The organism is Actinoplanes sp. TFC3 (assembly GCF_001553785.1).
Taxonomy (GTDB): domain Bacteria; phylum Actinomycetota; class Actinomycetes; order Mycobacteriales; family Micromonosporaceae; genus Actinoplanes.
Map to the genome: position 1 here is coordinate 2,732,576 of NZ_LOJP01000001.1, position 21,434 is coordinate 2,754,009.

General features: G+C 69.0%; 20 protein-coding genes. 7 read left to right on the forward strand and 13 right to left on the reverse strand.

The window, feature by feature from the left end; all coding sequences use genetic code 11:
• Positions 1-12 precede the first annotated feature (12 nt).
• Positions 13-579, forward strand: coding sequence for a hypothetical protein (locus tag TFC3_RS12095; protein WP_067499229.1), 567 nt, complete (start codon positions 13-15; stop codon positions 577-579).
• Positions 569-1,102: a copper resistance CopC family protein gene (locus tag TFC3_RS12100; RefSeq protein WP_067499231.1), complete on the forward strand. Its 534-nt coding sequence runs from the start codon at positions 569-571 to the stop codon at positions 1,100-1,102. Before TFC3_RS12095 ends, TFC3_RS12100 begins: the two co-directional genes overlap by 11 nt.
• A gap of 18 nt (positions 1,103-1,120) precedes the next feature.
• Here the strand turns inward: TFC3_RS12100 and TFC3_RS12105 are convergent, their stop codons facing one another.
• Together TFC3_RS12105 and TFC3_RS12110 are read right to left on the reverse strand one after the other, a co-directional pair.
• A complete protein-coding gene (locus TFC3_RS12105; RefSeq protein ID WP_067499233.1) occupies positions 1,121-1,753 on the reverse strand; it encodes a MerR family transcriptional regulator in 633 nt (210 codons plus the stop codon).
• A 28-nt stretch (positions 1,754-1,781) separates the two neighbouring features.
• Positions 1,782-2,315, reverse strand: a complete 534-nt coding sequence (locus TFC3_RS12110) for a carboxymuconolactone decarboxylase family protein (RefSeq protein WP_067499234.1) — start codon at positions 2,313-2,315, stop codon at positions 1,782-1,784.
• A 149-nt stretch (positions 2,316-2,464) separates the two neighbouring features.
• Here TFC3_RS12110 and TFC3_RS12115 point away from each other — a divergent pair, with 149 nt between their 5' ends.
• Both TFC3_RS12115 and TFC3_RS12120 read left to right on the forward strand, forming a co-directional pair.
• On the forward strand, positions 2,465-3,325 hold the full coding sequence (locus TFC3_RS12115; protein ID WP_067499236.1) for a class I SAM-dependent methyltransferase: 861 nt from the start codon (positions 2,465-2,467) through the stop codon (positions 3,323-3,325).
• A complete protein-coding gene (locus TFC3_RS12120; protein WP_236718086.1) occupies positions 3,322-4,587 on the forward strand; it encodes a DUF885 domain-containing protein in 1,266 nt (421 codons plus the stop codon). Before TFC3_RS12115 ends, TFC3_RS12120 begins: the two co-directional genes overlap by 4 nt.
• Here TFC3_RS12120 and TFC3_RS12125 read toward each other — a convergent pair.
• Positions 4,563-5,255, reverse strand: a complete 693-nt coding sequence (locus tag TFC3_RS12125) for a DUF899 family protein (RefSeq protein WP_067499238.1) — start codon at positions 5,253-5,255, stop codon at positions 4,563-4,565. The two genes, TFC3_RS12120 and TFC3_RS12125, sit on opposite strands and share 25 nt — an antisense overlap.
• An 11-nt stretch (positions 5,256-5,266) precedes the next feature.
• The gene (locus TFC3_RS12130; protein ID WP_067506481.1) at positions 5,267-5,740 is read right to left on the reverse strand and encodes an SRPBCC family protein; all 474 of its coding nucleotides are present in this window, start codon (positions 5,738-5,740) and stop codon (positions 5,267-5,269) included.
• A gap of 228 nt (positions 5,741-5,968) precedes the next feature.
• Here TFC3_RS12130 and TFC3_RS12135 point away from each other — a divergent pair, with 228 nt between their 5' ends.
• Positions 5,969-7,336, forward strand: a complete 1,368-nt coding sequence (locus TFC3_RS12135) for a cytochrome P450 (RefSeq protein ID WP_067499240.1) — start codon at positions 5,969-5,971, stop codon at positions 7,334-7,336.
• Between the two features lie 82 nt (positions 7,337-7,418).
• Here the strand turns inward: TFC3_RS12135 and TFC3_RS12140 are convergent, their stop codons facing one another.
• The 4 genes from TFC3_RS12140 to TFC3_RS12155 all read right to left on the reverse strand — a co-directional run bounded on the left by TFC3_RS12140 (position 7,419) and on the right by TFC3_RS12155 (position 11,600).
• The gene (locus TFC3_RS12140; protein WP_067499242.1) at positions 7,419-7,964 is read right to left on the reverse strand and encodes an EF-hand domain-containing protein; all 546 of its coding nucleotides are present in this window, start codon (positions 7,962-7,964) and stop codon (positions 7,419-7,421) included.
• Positions 7,951-9,537: an MFS transporter gene (locus TFC3_RS12145; RefSeq protein ID WP_067499244.1), complete on the reverse strand. Its 1,587-nt coding sequence runs from the start codon at positions 9,535-9,537 to the stop codon at positions 7,951-7,953. Before TFC3_RS12145 ends, TFC3_RS12140 begins: the two co-directional genes overlap by 14 nt.
• A gap of 70 nt (positions 9,538-9,607) precedes the next feature.
• Positions 9,608-10,429: a cyclopropane-fatty-acyl-phospholipid synthase family protein gene (locus tag TFC3_RS12150; RefSeq protein WP_067499246.1), complete on the reverse strand. Its 822-nt coding sequence runs from the start codon at positions 10,427-10,429 to the stop codon at positions 9,608-9,610.
• Positions 10,430-10,481: 52 nt separating this feature from the next.
• On the reverse strand, positions 10,482-11,600 hold the full coding sequence (locus TFC3_RS12155; protein WP_067499248.1) for a nucleotide disphospho-sugar-binding domain-containing protein: 1,119 nt from the start codon (positions 11,598-11,600) through the stop codon (positions 10,482-10,484).
• A gap of 299 nt (positions 11,601-11,899) precedes the next feature.
• On the opposite strand from TFC3_RS12155, the gene TFC3_RS12160 reads away from it, so the two are divergent.
• Both TFC3_RS12160 and TFC3_RS12165 read left to right on the forward strand, forming a co-directional pair.
• Positions 11,900-12,751, forward strand: a complete 852-nt coding sequence (locus TFC3_RS12160; protein WP_067499255.1) for a methyltransferase domain-containing protein — start codon at positions 11,900-11,902, stop codon at positions 12,749-12,751.
• Positions 12,752-12,883: 132 nt separating this feature from the next.
• The gene (locus TFC3_RS12165; RefSeq protein ID WP_201787147.1) at positions 12,884-14,581 is read left to right on the forward strand and encodes a selenium-binding protein SBP56-related protein; all 1,698 of its coding nucleotides are present in this window, start codon (positions 12,884-12,886) and stop codon (positions 14,579-14,581) included.
• 82 nt (positions 14,582-14,663) lie between these two features.
• On the opposite strand, the gene TFC3_RS12170 is transcribed toward TFC3_RS12165, so the two are convergent.
• The 5 genes from TFC3_RS12170 to TFC3_RS12190 all read right to left on the reverse strand — a co-directional run bounded on the left by TFC3_RS12170 (position 14,664) and on the right by TFC3_RS12190 (position 21,221).
• Positions 14,664-15,524: a class I SAM-dependent methyltransferase gene (locus TFC3_RS12170; RefSeq protein ID WP_067499260.1), complete on the reverse strand. Its 861-nt coding sequence runs from the start codon at positions 15,522-15,524 to the stop codon at positions 14,664-14,666.
• Between the two features lie 285 nt (positions 15,525-15,809).
• The gene (locus TFC3_RS12175; RefSeq protein ID WP_067499262.1) at positions 15,810-16,463 is read right to left on the reverse strand and encodes a hypothetical protein; all 654 of its coding nucleotides are present in this window, start codon (positions 16,461-16,463) and stop codon (positions 15,810-15,812) included.
• Positions 16,460-18,169 (reverse strand): ABC transporter substrate-binding protein, encoded by a 1,710-nt coding sequence (locus TFC3_RS12180; RefSeq protein WP_067499264.1) that lies wholly within the window; start codon positions 18,167-18,169, stop codon positions 16,460-16,462. Before TFC3_RS12180 ends, TFC3_RS12175 begins: the two co-directional genes overlap by 4 nt.
• A gap of 2 nt (positions 18,170-18,171) precedes the next feature.
• Entirely contained in the window at positions 18,172-19,878 is a 1,707-nt protein-coding gene (locus TFC3_RS12185) for an ABC transporter substrate-binding protein (protein ID WP_067499265.1), read from the reverse strand.
• A gap of 23 nt (positions 19,879-19,901) precedes the next feature.
• On the reverse strand, positions 19,902-21,221 hold the full coding sequence (locus tag TFC3_RS12190) for an aminotransferase class V-fold PLP-dependent enzyme (RefSeq protein ID WP_067499267.1): 1,320 nt from the start codon (positions 21,219-21,221) through the stop codon (positions 19,902-19,904).
• Between the last annotated feature and the right edge of the window lie 213 nt (positions 21,222-21,434).

A 21,434-nucleotide genomic window follows, 5' to 3' on the forward strand; every position in this document is an offset into this window, starting at 1 on the left:
ACGGAGGTAGTGATGACCGCGCGCATCGAGGTCGGTAAACCGGCAAGCTTGCTCGGCCGGCTCAACACGGTGCACCACCGGGCGGCGCTCAACATTTTCATGATTATCGTTGTGGCGCACTGGGCCGAGCACATCGTCCAGGCTGTGCAGATCTGGGTCCTGCACTGGCCCCGGCCACAGGCGCGTGGCCTGCTCGGCATGCCGTTCCCCTGGCTGATCTCCTCGGAATGGCTGCACTACGGCTACGCCCTGCTCATGCTCGTCGGTCTGGTGCTGCTGCGCCAGGGATTCACCGGTCGGGCCCGGACCTGGTGGAACATCGCGCTGGGCATCCAGGTCTGGCATCACTTCGAGCATCTGCTCCTGCTGGTGCAGGCGCTGTCCGGGGCGTACCTGATGGGCCGTGCCGTGCCCACCAGCCTCCTGCAACTTGTGCTGCCGCGCGTCGAGCTGCACCTGTTCTACAACGCGGTGGTGTTCGTGCCCATGGTGGTCGCGATGTATCTGCACCTGCACCCCCACCGCACCGAGTTCGTTGCGATGACCTGCAGTTGCCGAGAAGTCGCCCATGCCCGCTGAGGCGCGGCGGCGCCGGTTGGCCGCGGTGACGGTCGCCGGCGTCGCTGTGCTGATGGCTTTGGTGCTGGCGCGCCCCGGACCGCAGGAGCCAGCCCGCCTGGTGGCGGAGTCACCCGCCGACGGTGCCCGGCTGGCTCACGCGCCGGCGACGGTGGAGCTGACGTTCTCCGCAGCGATCGATCCGGCCCAGGCTCACCTGGCCGTGCAGGACCCCGATGGGCGGTCCGCGCAGGTGAACCCACTCATCGAAGGGCGCATCGTGCGGATACCTCTGCGAACCGCGGGAGACGGGACCTACCGGGTGGGTTATCACGTCGCCCTTCGCGGTGGTCAGGAGTTCACGGGTACGACGGCTTTCACGGTCGGCGCCGGCCTGAACCCGGTTGCGGGCGGACCGAACCCGGTGGACCTGGCCGGGCACGACCATCTTGGATCGGGGCCGGCGAGCGCGGTGCTGCTTGTGCTCGGTGGCCTGCTCGCGGTGCTGGTCCTGCCGCTGGTGTTCCGCCGGCGGGTGCGCTGACCCGGGGGCGCAGCAGGGTCACGGCCCGGGGCGCTGCGGCGCGCCGTCCGGGCCCGGTTCGCGGTCGGCCAGCCGGCGCAGGGCCGCAATGAGCCCGTCGCCCACGATCGAAGCCACGGCCCGGTTGGCGCCGGTGTCCACCGGGCTCGCCTCGTCGCACAGGGCCCGGTCCGCGGCGACGCTGGCCACGGCTGCCGACGCATACCGGTCCAGCAGGTCATCCGTCACGTTCAGGTCCATCTCCCACAACGCGCGGATCACGTCGGCGATGGCGTGCCGGGCCGGAACGCCGTCGCCGGCGTTCCAGCCCCACCGCTTGATCAGGGCGTCAGTGGTGCTCAGCGCGGCCGCCAGCATCGGCGGATCGGGCGGGGTGCCCAGCGCCGCGGGCAGGGACGCCGAGCCCAGCGCCGCCGGCATGTCCGGCTGCGGCCGGTCGAGCTCGGCCAGCAGCCGGCCGACCTGAGCCACCGTGAGACCCCCGATGCTGAGCAGGATGCGCACCAGCCGTAAGCGCTGCACGTGCAGGTCGGCGTACCGGGCCTGGTTGGCGTTGACCCGTTCGCCGGAGGGGAGCAACCCGGCCCGCAGGTAGTACTTGATGGTCGGCACGGGCACACCGGTCCGGCGGCTGAGTTCGGCGATCTTCATGGCAGTGCTCGCAACGGCAGTGCGGGCGTCACCGCGAGGCGTAGCCAACGCTACCCAGGGACTCGCCGATGGCGGTGTAGTGGTCCGGGTCCTCCGGAGCCCAGGCGCCCAGACCGTCCACATAGCGGTTGTACATGCACATGATCGCTGCCGTCAGCACCGTGTCGTGCAGGGTGCGCTCATCGGCGCCGGCTTGCCGGGCGCGTTCGATCAGCGCGGGGGTGACATGGCTGCCGCCCTGGGTGACAGCCTCGGCGATGGCCAGCAGAGCGGCCAGCTTCTCGCCGGCGGCCTGCGTACCCTCCGGCCCGCCGAGCCGGTCGATGAGCCCAGGATCCGGCAGCAGGAAACGGGCCGTGGCCCGGTGGCTCTCCCGGCAGAAGACGGACTGGTTGCGCTCGGAGACGTAGGCCGCGATCAGCTCGCGCTCACCGGCGCTCAGCGGTGACGGGCCGCGCAGCACCGCTTCGGCCAGCGCGAACAGCGGCCCTGCGGTCTCGGGATATTGCGTGGCCAGGGCGATCAGCCCCGGCACCTGTTCGGGAAGGCTGATGTGCGACACGACGACATCGACTCCTCGCCAGTGGGGGAATGGGACCATCGTGTCCGCTGCCCGGGGCCCCGGCTACTCGCAGCTTGCGCAATCGCCGGCGCGACCAGGACCGCAAGATGCGAGAACCAGCGGTGATCCGGCCACGACAGGATCACATCATGACCGGCACTGCGGACGCCCAGATGATCAAAGATCAGCAGCGGACCCTGTGGGACGCCATCAGTCCCGGCTGGACCTCCAGCATGGAGGTGTTCGAACGCGGTGCCACCGCCCTGACCGGGGAACTGCTCCGGCTGGCCGGGGTACGCCGGGGGCAACGGGTGCTCGACATCGCGACCGGGCTCGGCGAACCAGCGTTGTCCGCCGCCCGCCGGGTCGCTCCGGACGGCCACGTGGTGGCCACCGACATCTCCGCCGCCATGCTCGAGGCGGCTCGCCGGCGCTGTGCCGGGTCCGGCATCGATTTCCGGGCGGCCGACGTGGAAACCCCGGACCTGCCCGAGCGGTCCTTCGACGTCGTGCTCAGCCGTTTCGGGCTGATGTTCGCCGTGGACCCGGTCGCGGCGTTACGGGCGGCGAACCGGTCGCTGGTGCCCGGTGGGGTGCTCGCTGCGGCGGTCTGGAGCCGACCGGCGAGCGTACCGATGATGAGCCTCGGCTATGCCAGCGTCGCCGAGCGGCTGGCGCTGCCCGCACCGGCCCCAGGCACTCCGGGGCCGTACAGCCTGGCGGACCCGGCGGTGCTGACCGGCCACCTCGAACAGGCGGGATTCGGTGATATCGGCGTCTACGAGTTCATCGTGCCGTTCCGGCTGCGTGATGCCGACGAGTACGTCCGGTTCACCCGCGACACCTTGCCGCCCGCAGTGGCCGAAGCCGTCGCGCGTACCTTCGGCACCGACGACAGCGCGCTGTGGGCTGCCGTCCGAGCCGCTGCGCAACGCCACGCCACCCGGGACAACGGCTACCTCGCGCTGCCGTCGACCGCGCTGTGCCTGCGCGGGGTCCGGCCCGAGTGAACCCCCCGGAACCGGTCGTCCGCGATTACCTGCTGCTGGGCCTGCGGATGGGCCGTCTCGTCGAGGGCTATGTCGACTGCTACTTCGGCGACCGCGAGCTGGCGCGACAGGTCGCCGGTGAGCCGATGCCGGAACCGGGTGTGCTCGCCGCCGAGGCCCGCCGGTTGCTGCGCGAGGTGGCGGCGGGGGAGCTGGCGGTTGAGCGTGGCCTCTTTCTCGCCGGTCAGCTACGGGCGGTGGAGAACTGCGCCCGGCGGTTGGACGGGGCCGAGCCGGCTTTCGTGGCGGAACTCGAGGCGTGCTTCGACGTACCGGTCGCGCTGGGGGAGACCGACCGGTACGCCGCGGTGCACGACGAGATGGCGGCGCTGCTGCCCGGGCCGGCGCCGCTGGACGACCGGCTGAGCCGGTTCCGCTGCTATGACGCGGCCGCGCGGCACCGGCTGGGTGAGGCTGTCGCGCTGGTCGCGGCCCAGTTACGGGTACGAGCCCACGCCGCGTTCACGCTGCCCGAGACCGAGAGCGCCGAGTTCACTGTGGTCACCGACGCGCCGTGGAACGCCTTCAACGACTATCGGGGGGCGTTCCGGTCCCACGTCAGCCTGAACGCGGCGGGGGCGCACGGGCTGTCGGCCGTGCCGATCCTGGCCACCCACGAGGTCTACCCGGGCCATCACACCGAGCGGTGCGTGAAGGAGGCCCACCTGGTCCGGGCACTGGGTCAGGCCGAGCACAGCATCGCCTTGGTCAACACGCCGCAGTGCCTGGTCGCGGAGGGCACCGCCGAGCAGGCACTGCTGATCCTGCTCGACCAGGACTGGGGCGCCTGGAACACCCGTTTGCTCGCGGGCATCGGCATCGGCATCGACGGGGTCACCGGCGCCCGCATGTGGGAGTTGACCCGGGAGTTGCTCAGCGTGCGGCAGGACGCCGCCCTGATGTTGCACGCCCACGGCGCGGGCGAGGATGAGGTGGTGGCATATCTGCAGCGGTGGATGCTGCTCGATGAGGAGCAGGCCCGGCACACGGTACGGTTCCTGACTCATCCCCTGTGGCGGGCCTACACGACGACGTACGCTGAGGGTTCCCGGCTGGTCGGGAAGTGGCTCGCCGCCGCACCGCCGGGCACCGCGCGGACCCAGCGGTACGCGCGGCTGTTGCACGAGCCTTTGCTGCCCTCGCACCTGCGCGAGGAACTGACCGAAACCCGGCCCGACGACCAGGTCACCGGGTCCGGTCAGGAGCGGCTACGCCCCGCGTAGCTGTTGTCCGCATACCACTCGCCGCGACCGCCGGGCAGCAGGTCGAGAACATTCCACACCGGGGACAGCAGATCTATGGCCCGCTGCGATCCGTCGGTGAAGTTCGCCGGCAGCGAGTGGAAATGCCGGATCGCCGCGGTGCCCGGATCCCGGGTGAACACGCTGATCATCGGCCGCTGGTCGCCGTTGGGGTATTCGGCGTGCAGGTCGGCGTTGAACGTGGTGCCGTGGCTGGAGAGCAGCCTCAGACCGTCCCACCCGCGCTTTGCTGCCCAGTCCCGTAGTTTCGCCAGCGGGGCCTTGGCCACCACGGCGAAACCGGTGTGCTGGGCGAGATGGTGACCGACGCCATGGAAACCGTCGACCCACATCGAGCACATCGGACACGCCGCGTCGGCTTCGGGGTGGAACATCAGGTGGTAGATCACCAGGGTGTCGTGATCGCCGAACAGCTGGGAAAGCCGGGCCGGCCGCTCGGGGTCGCCCTCGGTGAAACGGTAGTCCTCGACGAGGGCGCCGGGCGGCAGGGCGCGGCGGGCGGCGGCCACGTTTTCGATCTCGTCGCGCAGCCGCCGCCCGGCCGCGGCCAGCTCCATCCGGGCCCTGATGTATTCGTCGCTGGCGTCCTGCGGCCACATCGGCAGGAAGGCGCCCTCGGTGTCGGCCATGGCGGGCTCCGTCAGGCGTGCTTGCCGTCGGGGAACCGGTCGGCCACGATCCGCACGACGATTCCATGGTCGAGGTAGGCCTTGAAGGCGGCCAGCGCCTGCGTGAACCCGCCCATTGACCCCAGCGCCCACGCTACGACGTCGTCGCCGGTGTCGCCGCCGAAGCCGCTCTCCTTGATCTCGACGTACGTCGTGCTCTCGCCCTTGGGGGTGAACGTGACGGTGAACGTCGTGGACGCGGGCCGCTCGCCCCACTCGATGACGAGCCTGGCGTTCTTGTCGAACTCGTGCACCCGCACCGGCGTCGTCACGCTGTAGAACGACCAGGTCCACTGCACCTCGGCGCCGGGCTCCAGCGGGCCGGTGCTGTCGGTGAACCAGAACTGCGTGGTGATTTCGGGATTGACAAAAGCTTCAAAAACCTCGTCCACCGGTTTGCGCATCAGCATTCCGGTTTCGACGACCGGCGCCTTTTCGAGCCTCATCGCTTCTGGCGACATCGCCACCATCTCCAGCATTGGAAGGACAAATCGACGGGTGGGACCCTACCACAGCGCGGGGGTCGGTCAGCTGCGGAAACGGGCCGCCTTGTCCGTCCATTTGCTACATGATAAGTTAGCTTAGTTCGGGCGATTGCCTTCTGTGCAGCACGGGCCGTGCACGCCATCTGCCGGCGCAATTCCGCCGAAACCCTCGAACGGGGGACGTCTGCCATGACGGACACACTTCTCACACCCACTCTCGCCCCCGGAGCTAGCGCCGTTCTCGGGCATGGCCTGGCCATGAAGAAGAATCCGGGCGGGCTGATGCTGAGCTTGCAGCCGGGCGAGCCGGTGACGCTGATCCGGCTCGGACGAACCCCGATGTACGTCGTCAACACACCCGAGCTGATGCGTGAGGTCATGCGGCAACCCGAGGTCTACGGTCGTGGCGGCCCCATCGCCGAGCGCTTCCGGACAATGTTCGGCAACGGACTGGGCATCTCCGAAGGGGAGTTCCACCGGCGGCAGCGGGCGATCATCCAGCCGGCCTTCCACCGCCGCCGGATCGAGCGGTACTGCACGATGATGGGCGAGTTGACCGGGCAGCGGGTGCAATCCTGGCCGCCGGACCAGGTCGTGCGGCTGGACCGGGAGCTGGACGAGCTGGCCCTGGCCAACGTCACGCAGGTCATCTTCAGCCCGCAGACCGCCTTCGACCGGCCGCGGTTCCTTGCCGCCACCGCGGTGGTGCTGGGCGGGCTGTTCGGCCGCATGACGGATGCCACCGGGTTGCTCAGCCGGTTGCCCACCCCTGCGAACCGGCGGTTCGAGAATGCCGCCGCTCACCTGCGCGCCACCATCGCCAGCATCATCGACTCCTACCGCACCGCCGGTGTCGACCGTGGGGACCTGCTGTCCATGATGGTGTTCGCCAAGGACGAGCAAGGTCGTCCCGCCATGACCGACCGGCAGCTGCACGACGAGGTGATCACCTTCTTCATCGCCGGCAGCAACACCGTGGCGAACACCCTGAGCTGGACGCTTCACGAGATCAACCGGCACCCCGAGGTAGAGAAGCGGCTGCAAGCGGAGGTCGACTCGGTGCTCGGCGGCCGGCCAGCCGGATACTTCGACGTCCGCCGGCTCGACTACACCCGGCGGACGCTCACCGAAACGCTACGGGTGCGCACCCAGGGCTACTTCCAGAGCCGGGTCACCACACGCGAGGCCAATCTGGGCGGTTACCGCATTCCCGCGGGCGCCACGGTGCTGTACAGCTTCCATGCCCTCAACCACAACCCGGCGATCCATCCGCAACCGGAGAGCTTCGACCCGGACCGGTGGCTGCCCGAGCGCGCGACTCAGATCCCGCGGGGTGCGTTCATGCCGTTCGGAACGGGCGTGCACGGCTGCATCGGTGAACAGTTCGCCTGGGCGGAGATGATCATTGTGCTGGCGGCCCTGGCCGGTTACTGGCAGTTCAGCGCTGTGCCCGGGCACACCCCGAGGCCCAAGCCGGCCCTGACCATGCCGGTGGACTCGCTGCCGATGGTGCCGCACCGTCGCGGCGGCCCGGGGCGAACCGGCGGGCACTGCTGAGACGGCCCCGGCTTCGCGCCGCCGTGCGATGGCCCCGGACCCGGGTGAGAGGGTTCGGGGCCATCGGCCGTCCGGACGCGGGTCAGAGGTCGCCGGCGATGTAGTTCCCGCGCGCCTCGGGGTCCTCGCTCAAGTAGAAATCGCGGGCGGCGGCAACGTACTCGTCGTACGTCACGTAGCCGTCCCCATCGGTGTCCAGGACGCCGAATGCGTCGGTGGTCTCCTTCTCCGACATGCCGCCGCGGATCTGCGCAGCCATCATCTCCGCCGCGTTGATCTTGCCGTCCTCGTCCTTGTCGGCTGCCGAGAACACGGCCATGCTGTACGGGATGGCGTCGCGTTCCACGAACTCAGCGAACTCCGGCTTCGTCGCCCAGGTCAGCCAGTCGTCGAGGGTGACCCGCTTGACCCCGCCGGCATCGACCGAACCGGCCATGCCGCGGAACATCTGCTGCCCCTGCCCGTGAATCCTGCGCCAGGCCGGCGAGCGGGCCGGCAGATCGTAGGTGTCGCACCAGATCTGCGACAGGGCAGTGACGTCCAGCTCGTCGATCACCCCGTCCTGGTCGACGTCGATGGATCCGTAGGACTTCGCGAGCTTGCGCCGGCGCAAGTCACTGAGCGTCATGGGTGCCTCCCTGCCGTGATGAGGTGTCCGCGCGCGCCGGCGTAGACGATGCGATGAGCCAGACGAAGGGCAGCAGCACCAGCACCGCAATCATCGAACCGAGGAGAACGGTGTGCCACCCGTCGGTGAACAACTGATCGACAACGCGCGACACCGTTGCCGATAGCGCGTCCGGCAGCCCGGCCGGGTTCGCCCCCTGGGCAATCTCCTCCACCCCGTCGTGGAGCCGGTCGGTGGTCGCCGGGTCGATGCCGGCCCGCGCGGCCTGCGCGGACAGGTCGTGGTTGACCGCGAAGGTCATCGCGGTGCCGACCGCAGCCACTCCCAGCGCCGGTCCGAGGCTGCCCATGGTCTCCGCGATGCCGGAGGCCACCCCGGCTTGTTCCTGCGGGGCGCTGCTGACCACGGCCTCGGTGGCCACCGGCACGATGAAGCTCATGCTCAGGCCGATGATCACCAGGATGGGCCAGAGCGCCGAATAACCCGAGCCGATCGACAACCGGGACAGCAGGAAGAAGCTGACCATCGACAGCACGACGCCGATGGCGAGGGGCAGCCGGGCGCCCAGCTTCTGGTTCAGCACCCCGCTGAGCGGGGCTCCGAAAATGCCTGCCAGCGCGATCGGCAGAAGATCGACCCCGGTGCGCAGCGGCGAGGCGTTCTGCACGTTCTGCAGGAACAGCGACAGGTAGAACCAGACCGCGAACAGCAGCCCACCGGCGACCAGGATCAGCAGATTGCCGGCGATGAAGGCCCGCGGCCGGAACAGGCTCGGTGGCAGCAGCGGATGGGTCACCGCGCGCTCGCGAAGCACCAGCAGCGTGCCGAGCACAAGCGCGGCGGCGAACGAGGTCAGCGGTACGACACCGGTCCAGCCCTCGGTGGCGACCTGGTTGATGCCCAGCACAAACGCGGCCAGTGCGGCGGCCAGCAACAGGATGCCCGGGATGTCGAGCCCGCGCCGGGCGCCCACCGCCGGGGTGGGCCGGATCAGCAGCAGCGCCAGCACGAAGGTGATCGAGCCGGCGATGACGTTGATGAAGAAGGCCCAGCGCCAGCCCGCATATTCCACCACCACTCCGCCGAGCGCGGGGCCACCGGCCGAGGAGAGCGCGAACGTGCCGACGAACACGCCAATGGCGATCTTCAGCCGGTCCGGGGGGAAGGTGAGCCGGATGATCGCCAGCGCGGATGGCACCAGGGCGCCGCCGCAGATGCCCTGCACGACGCGCCACGCAATCAGCGTGCCGATGCCGCCGGCCAGTCCGACCAGGACCGAGCTCAGCACGAAACCGACGATGCCGACGAGGAAGACCCGCCGGTGGCCGTAGCGGTCGCCGAGCATGCCGGCGGCCACGAGGCTGGCCGCATAGCCGAGCATGTACCCGGTGGTGATCCACAGCAGCTGGTGCAGTCCAGTGTTCAGTTCCCTGCTGATGGTCGGGCTTGCCACGCTGACCACCATGGCGTCGACCCCGTGCATCATCGCCGACAGCGAGAGTGCCATGAGGCCGAGCCACATGCGCGGCGTCACCCGCTGCGCCTCGTCACCCACCGCGGCGGGGCCACCCATCGGTCCGGATGGCGTCGTCTCGGATCTTGTCTGCCCGGTCATGATCCCTTTCCGCCGGCGAGCACGTCACTCACTCGGGCTTGTCCGCTGAGATGATCAAAAAGCCGATCTTGTGCTGGTAGATGGGCAGCATCTGCCGCATGGCCTGCTCCTGCATGGCCACCTTGTCGCCGAGCGTGGCGGAGAGATCGTCGCGGATGCGCTCGAGACGTTCGAAATACGCGGGGTACGAGCGCCGGATGTTCGCGCTGCCGTCGATCGTGTGAGCGAGCACGAACCCGCTGCCGGCAATGGTGTCCAGCAGGTCCTCGCGCGGCAGCGGCGGCTCCATGCCCTGGGCGAGCAGGATGTGCTCCTCCTCATCGGTCAGCGGTGTCTGGGTGTAGAAGTCAACGATCACCACCTGGCCGCCGGGCCGCAGCACCCGCAGCATCTCGCCGAGCCACCGGCCGCGATCCTCGGCATGCTGCAGCGACTGGAAGGCGAGCACCGCGTCGAACGAGCCGTCCGGGTACTTCAGCGCGTTCGCGTCCCCGAACTCGATCGTCACGTGGGCGCGCACGCCGAGTTGCTTGACGCGCAGCCGGGCCTCCTCGACCTGCCACTCGCTGTTGGCGATGCCGACCACGTCCGCGTCGAACATGTGCGCGGCCCGGATCGCCGGCATGCCCACCCCGCAGCCGATGTCGAGCAACCGGTCGCGGGGGTTGAGCCGTAGCTGCGAGACGACGATGTCGGTGCAGCGGTTGATCGCCTCGAGCATCGGTGAGTGGTCGTCGTCGTCTGTCCAGTAGCCGACGTGCATGCTGCCGCCCTGGATCTCGATCAGCTCGGCCATCCAGTTGAAGACCTTGCCGACGTACTCGGAACGGGGGGTCTCGGTGGTGGACATCGCTTTCTCCTCGCAGGATGGCCCGGCGCGGTGCTGAGCAGCCGGAGCGTTGTCAGAACAGCTCGGTCAGGCGCGCTGCCACCTCGGCCGGCGCCGGAAGCGCCGCGATCTCGGCGCGAAGCCCCGCCGCCGCAGCCCGCGCTTCGTCGTCCTGCAGCAGCGCCTTGATCGCGGTGGCCCCGGGGAACTCGGAGAACACCCGGGCAACGCCCCGGCGGCGGGTGATCTCGGCGTTCAGCACCCGCTGGGGACCCTCGGGCACCACGATCTGTGGTACGCCCAGTGCGGCGCAGGTCAGCGTGGTGCCGTCGCCCCCGTGATGGATGACTGCGGTGGTCGTGGGCAGGATGGTGTGCAACGGCAGCCAGCCGGTCACCCGGACGTTGGCGGGCAGGCCGGCGGCCGCAGCGGCGCCCGCCTGCCCGAGCGTGACCACGAACTCCGCGTCCACCTGCGTGGCGATCCGGGCGATGCGCCCGAGCAACTCGGGGGCCGCCGAGCCGGGCAGCAGGGATCCGGCCGACACGATGATCCGTGGGCGGTCGCCGGGTTGCCAGGCCCAGCCGGGAACCGCCGCGCCGCCGTTGTAGGGCACGAACCGCATGGCGATGCCGGGAGGAGGTTTGTCGTCGGCCAGGGCATCGGGGGCGATGCCGATGGTCTGCACGTTGTCCGGCACCGCGACGCCGTGCCGGCGGAAGGCGACGCCGGCCGGCAACTCGCGCACCAGGTCGGGGCCGAACCGCACGATGCCGACGTCGAACGAGATCACCGGCACGTGGTGCACCGCGCCCGCCAGCAGCCCCACCGCGAAGACCGAGTCGGAGATGATCAGATCAGCAGCGAAGCGGGCCGCCGCGTCGAGGTGGACATCCACGTAGCGGTCCCAAACGGCCACGATCGACGGCTTGCGCCGGGCCATGTCCGCGGCGGGGTCACCCTCGAAAGGGCGGAACAACTCGGGTGCGTCGCTCACAAAGGTGAACAACATCTGTTGCGAGGTGACACCGGGCAGCGCGTCCAGTACGGCAAGTCCGGCCTGCGCCACGGCCACTGCGTCGCCGGAGGCGGCGAACGCGACTTCGTGCCCGGCGGCGCGGCAGGCCCAGGCCAGCGGCACCATGGGGTAGGCGTGACCGATAGCCGGCGCGGGCAGGAACAAAATGCGCATGGGTGATCCCCCGTCAAGAGGCGTGCGACCCCGGGAACTCCACAGTGGCCAGGCAGTTCGTCGTTGACGATCAGTCATTCTTGGCTATCGGTTACCGTAGCATAGCTGATCCGAAATGGACCCGCCCGGTGCGCAAGGCATCCTTAATCGCCTGTTCGTGACGGGTTTGCGGCCGCGATCTGCGGCTTGCCAGGTCGAAACGATCGGCATATCTTTGTAAAGCTTAAGAGCCGGTGCGGTCCGTTGCCGCACGGGTCTCGGACGCCATCCCGCCCGCCGGTGCTCCTCAGGAGGCTCGCATGGTTCAGGCGTACCGTCCCACGACCGACGAGGTGATCGCCTTCTACGACCACGCGGTCCCCATGATCAACCGCTTGGTCGGTGACAACGTCCACCTCGGTTACTGGACGTCGCCCGAGGATCCGAGCTCGGTCCAGCAGGCCACCGACCGGCTCACCGACATGATGGTCGGACGGCTGGGGGCCGGACCGGGTGCCACGGTGCTCGACCTGGGATGCGGGCTGGGGGCGCCGGCGGTGCGCCTCGCCCGAGCCGCCGACGTGCGCGTCACCGGGGTGGCCACCAGCTCGGTGCTGATCGGCAAGGCTCAGGAAGCCGCCCGGACGGCCGGGGTCAGCGATCGCGTCGGCTTCCAGGTCGCCGATGCGCTGTCTCTGCCGTTCGAGGACAGTTCCTTCGATGCCGTGCTGGCCATCGAGTCCATCGTGCACATGACCGATCTGCCCCGGGTCTTCGGCGAGGTGAGCCGGGTGCTCAAACCCGGCGGCCGGATCGTGTTGACCATCTTTTTCCAGAAGGAGCCGTTGCAGGGGCACGCCGCGCAAGTGGTGGAGGCATACCGGCGGCTCTCGCTCAACGGCGAGTTGCTGCTGCCCGAGGACTTCCCGCCGTTGCTGCGCACCGCAGGGCTGCACCAGGTCGAATTCCTCGACATCACCCGGCAGACCATGCGCCACCACCGCGAGATGATCGCCAACGTCGAGAAGCAGCGCTTCGAGTTGGAAGAACTCTACGGCACCGAGATGGTGCACACCTTCGTCTCCGTCTTCGAGGACTGCTTGGCGATCGACGAGCCCGGCTACCTGCTCCTCACCGCGGAACGCGCCCGGGAAACGGCCGGTCCGGTCTGACGGCCGCGCCGTCGGCGTCCCGGGTGTCTTACCGATCAAGAACAGTGTCTGCTAGGGGGAAGCATGCCGAGGAATCGGTACAGATCTCAAACCCGGCGCAGTGGCCTGAGCCTTTTCGCGCTCGCGAGCGCCGTGGTGCTGATTTCCGGCGGCACGGCCGGAGCGGTGCCTTCCGGGGCTGTCGAACGGCTCGGAAACGTGCGCTCCAGCGTCGTCGGGACAGACGGTGTCACCTACACAGCCATCAACCATACGATCCGGTACGCCCACAGCAACCAGGCCCACCAATGGCTGCTGGTCTGGGCCGGCGGCACGGCCTCCGGCGACACCCCGGACCCGGACTTTCTTGCGGTGGTCGACGCATCCGCCACCTCACCCTCGTACGGCAAAGTGGTGAACACCGTGACCCTGGGGCCGCTCAAGGGAAACGAGCCGCACCACATGCAGTACACGTGGCACCAGGGTCAGTCGTTGTACGCCGGCGGGATCCTGAGCGACACCACGTTCGTCTTCGACACCTCGCGACTGCCCGAGCTGCGGCTCAGCGGGGTGAACACGCCGATGGACACGCCGTGCGGCACCGCCCCCGACGCGTTCTGGGTGCTCAGCGACAACACAGCGTACGGCACGTACATGGGCGGTCCCAACGTGAGCGGGCCGTGCCGCTACAGCAACGGCGAGGTCCGTACGGGCAACGGGTTCGCCGGCACGCCGGGTGAGGTCGTGCGCATCAACTCGTCGGGGCGCACGCTCAGCGAGACCGCGGCTGCGCTGCCCACACCCGAGGACGCGGTGACCTGCCCGTCCGTACCGTCGCTGCCCGTTCCGTCCTGCGCCAACCCGCACGGTATCGGCGTACGCGAGGACCTCAACCGGATGGTGACCAGCGACTACGTCGAGATCCGCAACGTCGTCGCGCCCACCGAGGGCTCCAGGAACCCCTACCTGTCGCGCGACACCGTGCGGATCTGGGACATCGCCCACCGCAACCGGCCGAAACTGCTGTCGGTGTCCCACCTGCCGAAGGGGCCGCGCCCGCCGGACCCGGACGCGTATTCCGACGAGCAGCGCATGGTGATGGAGACCGCGCTGACGCATGAGCGCAAGCACCGGGGTGCGTTCGCTTCCACCATGCAGGGCGGCAGCGTCTTCTACACGCCGGACATCACCGCGGCCAAGCCGGTGTGGCGCGAGGTCTTCGACGACACGGCGGCCTACCGGTCGTTCCAGCCGGACGGACCGCTGAGCGGGGCCTTCGACGGCGGTAGCTGGCTGCAACTGAGCCCCGACGACCGTTATCTGTACCACGCGGTGATGGGCACCAACGGCTTCCTGCCGCGCGCCGAGCAGACCGGCATGGTCTACGTGCTGGACGTCCGCAAGCTGATCGGCTCCGGGGCAGGCGCCCGCTGTTCGGTTGACGAGCTGGCCGAGGTGGAACGCGGTGGCTTCGAGCCGGACTGCCCGAAACTCATCAACGCCGTACCCATCCGGGACACCACGTCGACCGCCATCGGTGTCGGCCCGCACTGGGGTGCCTTGGACAACTTCGCCACCGACGCGCGCGGCGTCATCAAGGAGACCCGGCATCCCGACCGGCTCGCGGTGGCCAACTACTTCGTGGCCCCCACCGGGATCGACGGCGACCACCGGATCTGCATGCTGCACCAGGGGGTGAACGGCTCGCTGAGCATCGACCAGAGGTTCCGTGACGAGTTCACCGGTCAGCCGTGCCTGCAGTTCAACCGCACGACCTGGCCACACGGCGCCACCGGCTTTGCCCGCCCGCACGGCGTACTGTTCGCCGCCTCGAGCCCCCGGCGCCACTAGGACCTGGATACCGCCCAGCCCAAGCCCCCCGCCGGTGACCGGATCGGTCACCGGCGGGGTGCTTGGGCTGGGGCGGTCGCCTTCAGCGGACCGCTCTGATGAGGTTGGTGCTGCTGGGCAGCTGCACCGTGCCGTCCGCAGCCACATAGGGCTCGGCCGCCGCGGCGACCAGTTGCCAGGTGGCGGGATCCCCGGCATCGCCGAACCGCTGCTGCAGCATCTGCTGCATCATCGGTGGCGACATGTCCCTGACGAACGCGGCATACCGCTGCGGCGACGACACGCTGAACGGCACCATGAACTCGGCGACCGTGACCGCGGAGAAACCGGCGCCGGTGAATTCCGTCCGGATCTTCTCCGGGTCGACCATGCCGCTCGGCCCCGGAGCCCCCGGCGGGGGAGTGGGCAGCTCGAGCCGCGCGGCCAGCACAGTGCCGCCCAGCGTCATCATCGGGGACCGGTGATCGGGGCCCCACGTCACCGCAGCCAGCACCCCGTCGTCGGTGAGCAACTCCCGCAGCCGCCGGAACAATGCGGGCCGGTCGGCGGAGAACATGAGCCCCCACCGGCTGAGGATGACGTCATAGGAGCCGGGGGCCAGCTCGACATCATCGGCATCGGCGACCCGGAACTCGACGTGCGGCTGGTCGTCCGCGCGTTTGCGGGCTGCCGCGATCATGTCGGAAGCCAGGTCGATGCCCGTGACCGAGCCGGAATCGCCGACCACCTGGGCAGCGCTCAGCGCGGTGTCACCGGTGCCGCAGGCCACGTCGAGCACTCGCTGCCCGCGGCGCAGCCCGCTGAGGCGGAGCAGTTCCCGGTCGAGCAGCCGGGCGCCGGCGGCGAACTCGGGTGGCAGGTCGCTCCAGACCTCGCTGGCGGAATTCCACAGTGCTCGCTGACCGGCCTTGAACTTCACCGGATCGAAACCGGGTGCGGTCATGACGCGACTCCCTTCGACAAGCGGATCCCTGCGACACGCGGAGGCTTGCACCATATCTTAGTGAAGCATCTGCCTCAGCCGGCTGCCTCGGCGAGAGCGGCATCGCAGGCGGAGCAATTCGGCTGTCCCTGCCCCGGCACATACGAAGATCCAGTTGGTACGTAAGCCTGACCGGCCAGACCGCACACGGTGGCCGGCCACAAGTTCCCGCCGTACGAGGCCACGGCATGCATCCGGGCGCACTGGCCTTTCAGGTTGTATTCGACGGCTTTGACCAGCCGGGGCTCAGGCAGCATTGGCCGGCTCCGTCAGGTCCTCGACGCACAGGGCCTTCAGCTCCCGGGCGGGGAAGTCGCAGTACCAGATGTATTCGCCGTCGTACGTCAGCCCGGTGGGGCGGCCCTCCACGCGTACCCGGGCGAGGGGACGGCCGCTTTGCCGATCGATGGCGTGCACCAGACCGGCCTCGTACTCGCCGAACACGATCAGTTCGGGGGTGCAGGTGAGACCCGAGGGCGGTGCCTCGATGGGGATCTCGCGCTGCACGGTCATCGTGGCGAAGTCGCGGAGTTGCACGACATCGGGGGAACGCAACGACATCCACATGCCTTCGGGCGCAGCTTCCACCCCGCACAGCCGCCCACTGGGGGGCGCAACGGTGACGTGGCCCAGCACCTGCCCGGTGCGGGGGTCGATGCGTACCAGGCGTTTCGGGCGGCCACCGATCTGGTGGAGCTCACCGTTGTGCACGGTCAAGTCGGCGCGTACCCAGGGATTTGGCAGGGACCGGCGGACCTCGCCGGATGCCGGGTCGATGGCGGAGATGAGCTCGCCGTCCTGATCGGAGTGCCAGAACACCTCGCCGTCGAAGGTGAGCCCGCACATGTAGCTGCCGGGCGCCGGCAGCGAACGTTGCACGGCTGCCGTCGGTGTTGTCATAGCGGGAACTCCTCGCGGTCGGTGGGGCCGTCCAGCCACAGGTTTGTCAGGTCTCCGTTGAGCACCGGGTACGGCAACCAGCTACGAACCCGGCTCGCGTGCAGCCAGTACTGGTGCGCGAAGAGAATCGGCACGACAGCGCTGTCCCGCAGGATCTCGGCTTCGGCGCGGCGGAACAACTCGTCGGCGAGGTTCTGGTCGGCACTGCTGAGAGCCTCGGTGATCAACCGGTCGGTCTGGGCGCTGCGGTAGTGCCCGAAGTTGGTTCCCCAGCCGTCGTCGCCCGAGGCAGCCGAGCTGTCGAACAGTGCCTGGAGGTATACCCGGCCGTTGTGCCCGTGCCAGTCCGGTTCCCACCCGGTCAAGGCGATGTCCCACCGGTTGTCGCGCGCGGCCTGCGGTGCCGCCAGGTAGGAGCCGAACAACTCGCCGATCGAGGCGGGTACCAGGTCGGCGGTGATCCCGGCGCGGGCGAGCGCGTCCCGTACGACCGCTGCGGTTTCCGGATGGATGTCGCGGTTGCGGAACACCAGCTTGAGCGTGAGCCCGTGCGGATAGCCGGCCTGGTTCAGCAGTTGCCGGGCTCTTCCGGGATCGCCCCGCCCACCCGGCGTCGCATACGGCGCGAACGGCCGGTGCGCGGTGCACAGCGGCGGCAGGATCTGATCGGCTATGTCGTTGAGCCGCGGGCCGCCCCAGACCCGCGACACCTCGGCCTTGTCCACCGCGTACTGCAGGGCCCGACGTACCTCGGGTTTGGCCAGGGCATGCCCGGCGGTGCCGGACCACATGTTGATGACCAGGTACGGACTGAGCAGCCCGGCCGGGTAGACCTCCAGCCGCGTGTCGCCGGTCGCGAACAGCTCGTCCAGGCGTTCGGTCGGCGGCTGGATGTCCCACAGCATGTCCGCCTCGCCCGCCATCACCATGGCGTAGCACTTGTCCTCGCCGAGTCCCTCGTGAACGAGGATCTCGTCGACGTAGGCGGCCCGGATGTCGTCGCTGGCCGGCGTCCAGGCGGCGCTGCGGGTGAGCGCGATCGTCTCGCCGGGGGTGTAACCGGCGATCCGGTAGGGCCCACAGGAGATGATCCGCTGTTCCTGCCCGGGGCTGCCCGGGACCCCGCGCAGGTATTCCGCCGGGGCCGGGGTGGCAAACGGCAGGGCGAGGATGTTGAGCAGGTCGGGGACCGGCCGGATGCTCGTCAGCGTGAGACTTCGCTCGTCGTGCACCCGCAGCCCCGCGACCGGTGTGGTCTCCAGCGCGTCGGCGATGATCGCCGGATCCTTGCCCGCCGCGGCCAGCCGGTCGCGGAACTCGGCGAGCCCGTCGATTGTGCTCATGAAATAGGGCAGCCCCGGGCTGGGCGCGAGCGGATGGGCGAGCCGCTTGATGCCACGGACGACGTCCTGGGCGGTGAGCGTGCGGATGCCGGTGGGCGCGTCCCAGCACACATTCTCCTTGAGCGTGAACCGGTAGCGCCGGCCGTCCTGCTCCGGCACGGGGGCCGTGGTCGCCAGGTCGGGCACGATCACGGCGGTGGCCGCGCGGTCGCGGCTGGAGCGGTAGGTGACCAGCTGGCGGGTGTAGGCCCGGATGATGCCTCGGGTCACGGTGTGATAGGCCAGCGCCGGATCGAGGAAGTCGACGTCACCGGCGCCGACCATGGTCAGAGTGCCGCCGTACCGCGGGGCCCCGGTGTTCATGCTCAGTCCTCCAGCCAGAGGTTGGCCAGGTCGAACCACCGGTCGACGGTGGGCATGGCGATGGCGTGACGCACCCGGGGGCCGCGTACGTGCGGGATCGTCGGGGCGTGCGCCAGAATCGGCACGATCGCCGCGTCGTTCATCACCTGCAGGTCGACCTGGTGCCACAACTCGGTGGCGTGGGCCGGGTCCGCTGCCGACAGTGCCTGCTCGATGAGCCGGTCCACCGCAGGATTGTGGTAGCCGCCGTAGTTGCTGGTCCCGCGCGAGTCGTTGGTCTGGAACATCGGCTGGATGTAGGCGCGGCCGTTGTTGCCGTACCAATCCGGGGTCCACGACGCGGCGGTGATGTCCCACAACCCGGCTCGGGCATTCGCCGGGTCCTGCAGGAACGGGTAGTAGCCGGCGTGGCCGAACGAGCGGAACTGCACGGTGATGCCGCAGCGGGCGAGGTCCGCCGCGTACGAACTTGCCACCTCGGGGTTGGCATCGACATCGCGGTGTGCCGCTATGAGCGTGAGCCCGTCGGGGTATCCAGCTTTGGCCAGTAACCACCGTGCGCGCTCGGGATCGCCGCGGTCGCCCGGCGTCGGGTACAGATCGAAGTCGTGGTGGCCGTCGTTGCCCGGCGGAATCGCACTGTGCGCCGGACGCATGACGGTGCCCGCCTCGAGTTTGTCGTAGATCTCGGCGATGGCGACCTTGTCGATCGCATACGCGATTGCCTGCCGGACCCGGCGTTTGCTCATTGCCGCGTTCTGGTTGGGGCTGCGCATGTTGAACACGAGGTACGGATTGAGCGCGTACCCCAGGTCGTTGCCGGGATCCGTGGGGTTGGCGTCGTAGGGCTCGGTGATGGGCGACGCCCAGGACAGGTCGGCGCCCCCACCGGCGATCATCTGGCCGACCTGCTCCGGAGTGGCGTGCTCCATCGTCACCTCGACACCGTCGAGATACTGATGGCGTACCGGGTCGGCGGCCGGTGACCACACCGGATTACGGTCCAGCCGGATCCGCCGGCCGTGGGCGTAGTGGGTGATGCGGTACGGACCGTTGGAGCGCACCGCGGCGCGGAACTCATCGCTGTCGGGGACGAAGGTGTCGTACTCCACGGGGGCGGCGGAGGCGAACGTCAGCGCCAGGATGTTGAGGAAGTCGTTGGCCGGGCGCAGCAGGCGGAACTGGATGGTGGTCTCGTCGAGCGCACGGATACCGGCGATGTCGTTGTCGTTCTGGAACGCGGCGAGGCGCTGGGCGTGGGCTCCGGCGAGTCCGGTTTGGCTGGCGTACCGCTCGCAGTACTCGGCCATGCCCCGGATCGTGCTGGTGAAGTAGCCGATGGCACCGCTGGTGGAAACCGGGTTGCCGAGGCGTTTGAAGCCGCGCACGAAGTCGTACGCGGTGACCGGCCGCGGCGGACTGGTGTCCCAGAGCACGTCCGGGCGCAGCGTGATGGTGTACACGGTGCGATCGGCGCTCAGCCCACCGTTGGCCCGGGTGGGCACTTCGGCCGCGACATCGGGCACCGGCGTGATCGCCGAGGGATCGCGCAGGTCCTCCAGCGAGCGGTAGGTGAACAGTTGCCGGGCGAACAGCCGGATGATTTGCCCGCCGAGAGCGTAGTAGGCGCAGACCGGATCGAGATGGTCCATGCTGCCGGGCCCGTAGAGGCGCAGGACGCCGCCGTAGCGCGGTTGGGTGTCGCTCATCGTTGCCTCCGTGCGCACAGGGATCAGGACAACTGCGCGGCCAGCCGTACGACGGCCCGCAACGCCCGGTCGACGTCGTCCTCCGAGTTGAACAGGTGGGTGCAGAAGCGGGCCGCGTAGCGCATCCGCGCCGATCCGGGAACGTCGAACTCGACCCACCGGATCCAGACCCGGTCCTCCTGCTCGAGGCGGGCCACGAGCGTCTCGAACTTCATGCCGTCATGGGCATCCTCGCCGGCCCGGAACGGATGGAACGTGGTGAGCGGCGAGTTGAGCCGTTCGTCGGCGGTGGGGGAATACAGCGCCTGCGGGCCGAGCGTCTCGGCGATGCGCCGCTTGGCGTAGCGGCCCAGCTCCAGCACGCGCTCCTGGATGCGGTTACGGCCGATCATGTTCCAGATCTCGCACGCCCGGGCCAGGGCGGCGGCGCGGGCCACGCTGGCGCTGCCGGCGCTCTGCAGGTAGTCACCGATGTTGTTGGTGGCAGTGGTGTCCGGGTGTGAGCGCGGTGGCGGTGCGCCCTCCAGCGGATACCACGTGGAGATGACCGGCCAGAAGACCGGCAGCGGCAGGGGGTTGGCCGGGGTCACCCGGTTGCGTACGTAGAGCAGGCCGGTGCCCAGCGGGCCGCACTGCCATTTGGAACCGGAGCCGACCAGGAAGTCGACACCCAGCTCGCGCAGGTCGCTGTCCAGCATGCCGGGCAGCAGCGCGCCGTCGACAACGGTGATGATGCCCCGGCGCTGGGCCATCGTGCACAGTTGCCGGATCGGCATGCGTACGCCGCCGAACAGGGTCACCGCTGCGAAGAACATCGCCTTGGTACGAGGCGTGATGGCGGACTCGAACAGGTCCAGGATCTGCTCGGTGGTCACGTCGTAACCGGTCGGCAAGGTGAGTTTGCGGACCTGCACGCCGTACCGGTTGTGGGCGAGATTGAGGTTGGACAGCACGGAAAAACACTCGTGGGTGGTCGTCAGCACCTCGTCGCCGGCCCGGAAATCGAGGCCCGCCACGATGCGGGCCATGCCCTCGGTGGCGTTGTGGCAGATGACCATCTCGTCCTGCGCGACCCCGAAGTCGGCGGCGATCGCTGCCCGGTCCTGCGGATAAAGGCTCGGCGGGTAGATGTTGGCCAGGCTGCCGGTCCACTCGCGGGTCACCCGGGTGTAGGTGTCCAGGACCGCGTGCGGCATCACGCCGACGGTGCCCGAGTTGAGGTGGGCCGTGCCGTGATCGAGGGGGAAAAGGTCTCTGATCCGCTCCCACGGGGCTGCATGCAGCCCTGCGGGGGACGGTTCGAGGTCTGGATGGGCGGCTGGGGGTGCCTCTCGCTGCAGCACTGCTGCTCCTCCTCCATGACGACGCGGACCGAGATTACCATAGGATAATCAAGTAAATTGATCATCAACGACCGTGGGCGCCAGTCGATAGCGACGCTATCTGGTTCCCATGCAGGAGGTTGCACCCGCACTATCGGAAGTCTGGGTCGTTGACCGTCACTTTAGAAATATATAGTTTTTGGGTCACGGGCCCACTCGGGTCACAGACTGCCA

What these genes read in the sequence shown, in the direction of transcription:
- TFC3_RS12095 (WP_067499229.1), top strand. Translation starts at nt 13, where the DNA reads ATGACCGCGCGCATCGAGGTCGGTAAACCGGCAAGCTTGCTCGGCCGG.
- TFC3_RS12100 (WP_067499231.1), top strand. Translation starts at nt 569, where the DNA reads ATGCCCGCTGAGGCGCGGCGGCGCCGGTTGGCCGCGGTGACGGTCGCC.
- TFC3_RS12105 (WP_067499233.1), bottom strand. Translation starts at nt 1,753, where the DNA reads ATGAAGATCGCCGAACTCAGCCGCCGGACCGGTGTGCCCGTGCCGACC.
- TFC3_RS12115 (WP_067499236.1), top strand. Translation starts at nt 2,465, where the DNA reads ATGACCGGCACTGCGGACGCCCAGATGATCAAAGATCAGCAGCGGACC.
- TFC3_RS12125 (WP_067499238.1), bottom strand. Translation starts at nt 5,255, where the DNA reads ATGGCCGACACCGAGGGCGCCTTCCTGCCGATGTGGCCGCAGGACGCC.
- TFC3_RS12130 (WP_067506481.1), bottom strand. Translation starts at nt 5,740, where the DNA reads ATGAGGCTCGAAAAGGCGCCGGTCGTCGAAACCGGAATGCTGATGCGC.
- TFC3_RS12135 (WP_067499240.1), top strand. Translation starts at nt 5,969, where the DNA reads ATGACGGACACACTTCTCACACCCACTCTCGCCCCCGGAGCTAGCGCC.
- TFC3_RS12140 (WP_067499242.1), bottom strand. Translation starts at nt 7,964, where the DNA reads ATGACGCTCAGTGACTTGCGCCGGCGCAAGCTCGCGAAGTCCTACGGA.
- TFC3_RS12145 (WP_067499244.1), bottom strand. Translation starts at nt 9,537, where the DNA reads ATGGGTGGCCCCGCCGCGGTGGGTGACGAGGCGCAGCGGGTGACGCCG.
- TFC3_RS12150 (WP_067499246.1), bottom strand. Translation starts at nt 10,429, where the DNA reads ATGTCCACCACCGAGACCCCCCGTTCCGAGTACGTCGGCAAGGTCTTC.
- TFC3_RS12155 (WP_067499248.1), bottom strand. Translation starts at nt 11,600, where the DNA reads ATGCGCATTTTGTTCCTGCCCGCGCCGGCTATCGGTCACGCCTACCCC.
- TFC3_RS12160 (WP_067499255.1), top strand. Translation starts at nt 11,900, where the DNA reads ATGGTTCAGGCGTACCGTCCCACGACCGACGAGGTGATCGCCTTCTAC.
- TFC3_RS12170 (WP_067499260.1), bottom strand. Translation starts at nt 15,524, where the DNA reads ATGACCGCACCCGGTTTCGATCCGGTGAAGTTCAAGGCCGGTCAGCGA.
- TFC3_RS12175 (WP_067499262.1), bottom strand. Translation starts at nt 16,463, where the DNA reads ATGACAACACCGACGGCAGCCGTGCAACGTTCGCTGCCGGCGCCCGGC.
- TFC3_RS12180 (WP_067499264.1), bottom strand. Translation starts at nt 18,169, where the DNA reads ATGAACACCGGGGCCCCGCGGTACGGCGGCACTCTGACCATGGTCGGC.
- TFC3_RS12185 (WP_067499265.1), bottom strand. Translation starts at nt 19,878, where the DNA reads ATGAGCGACACCCAACCGCGCTACGGCGGCGTCCTGCGCCTCTACGGG.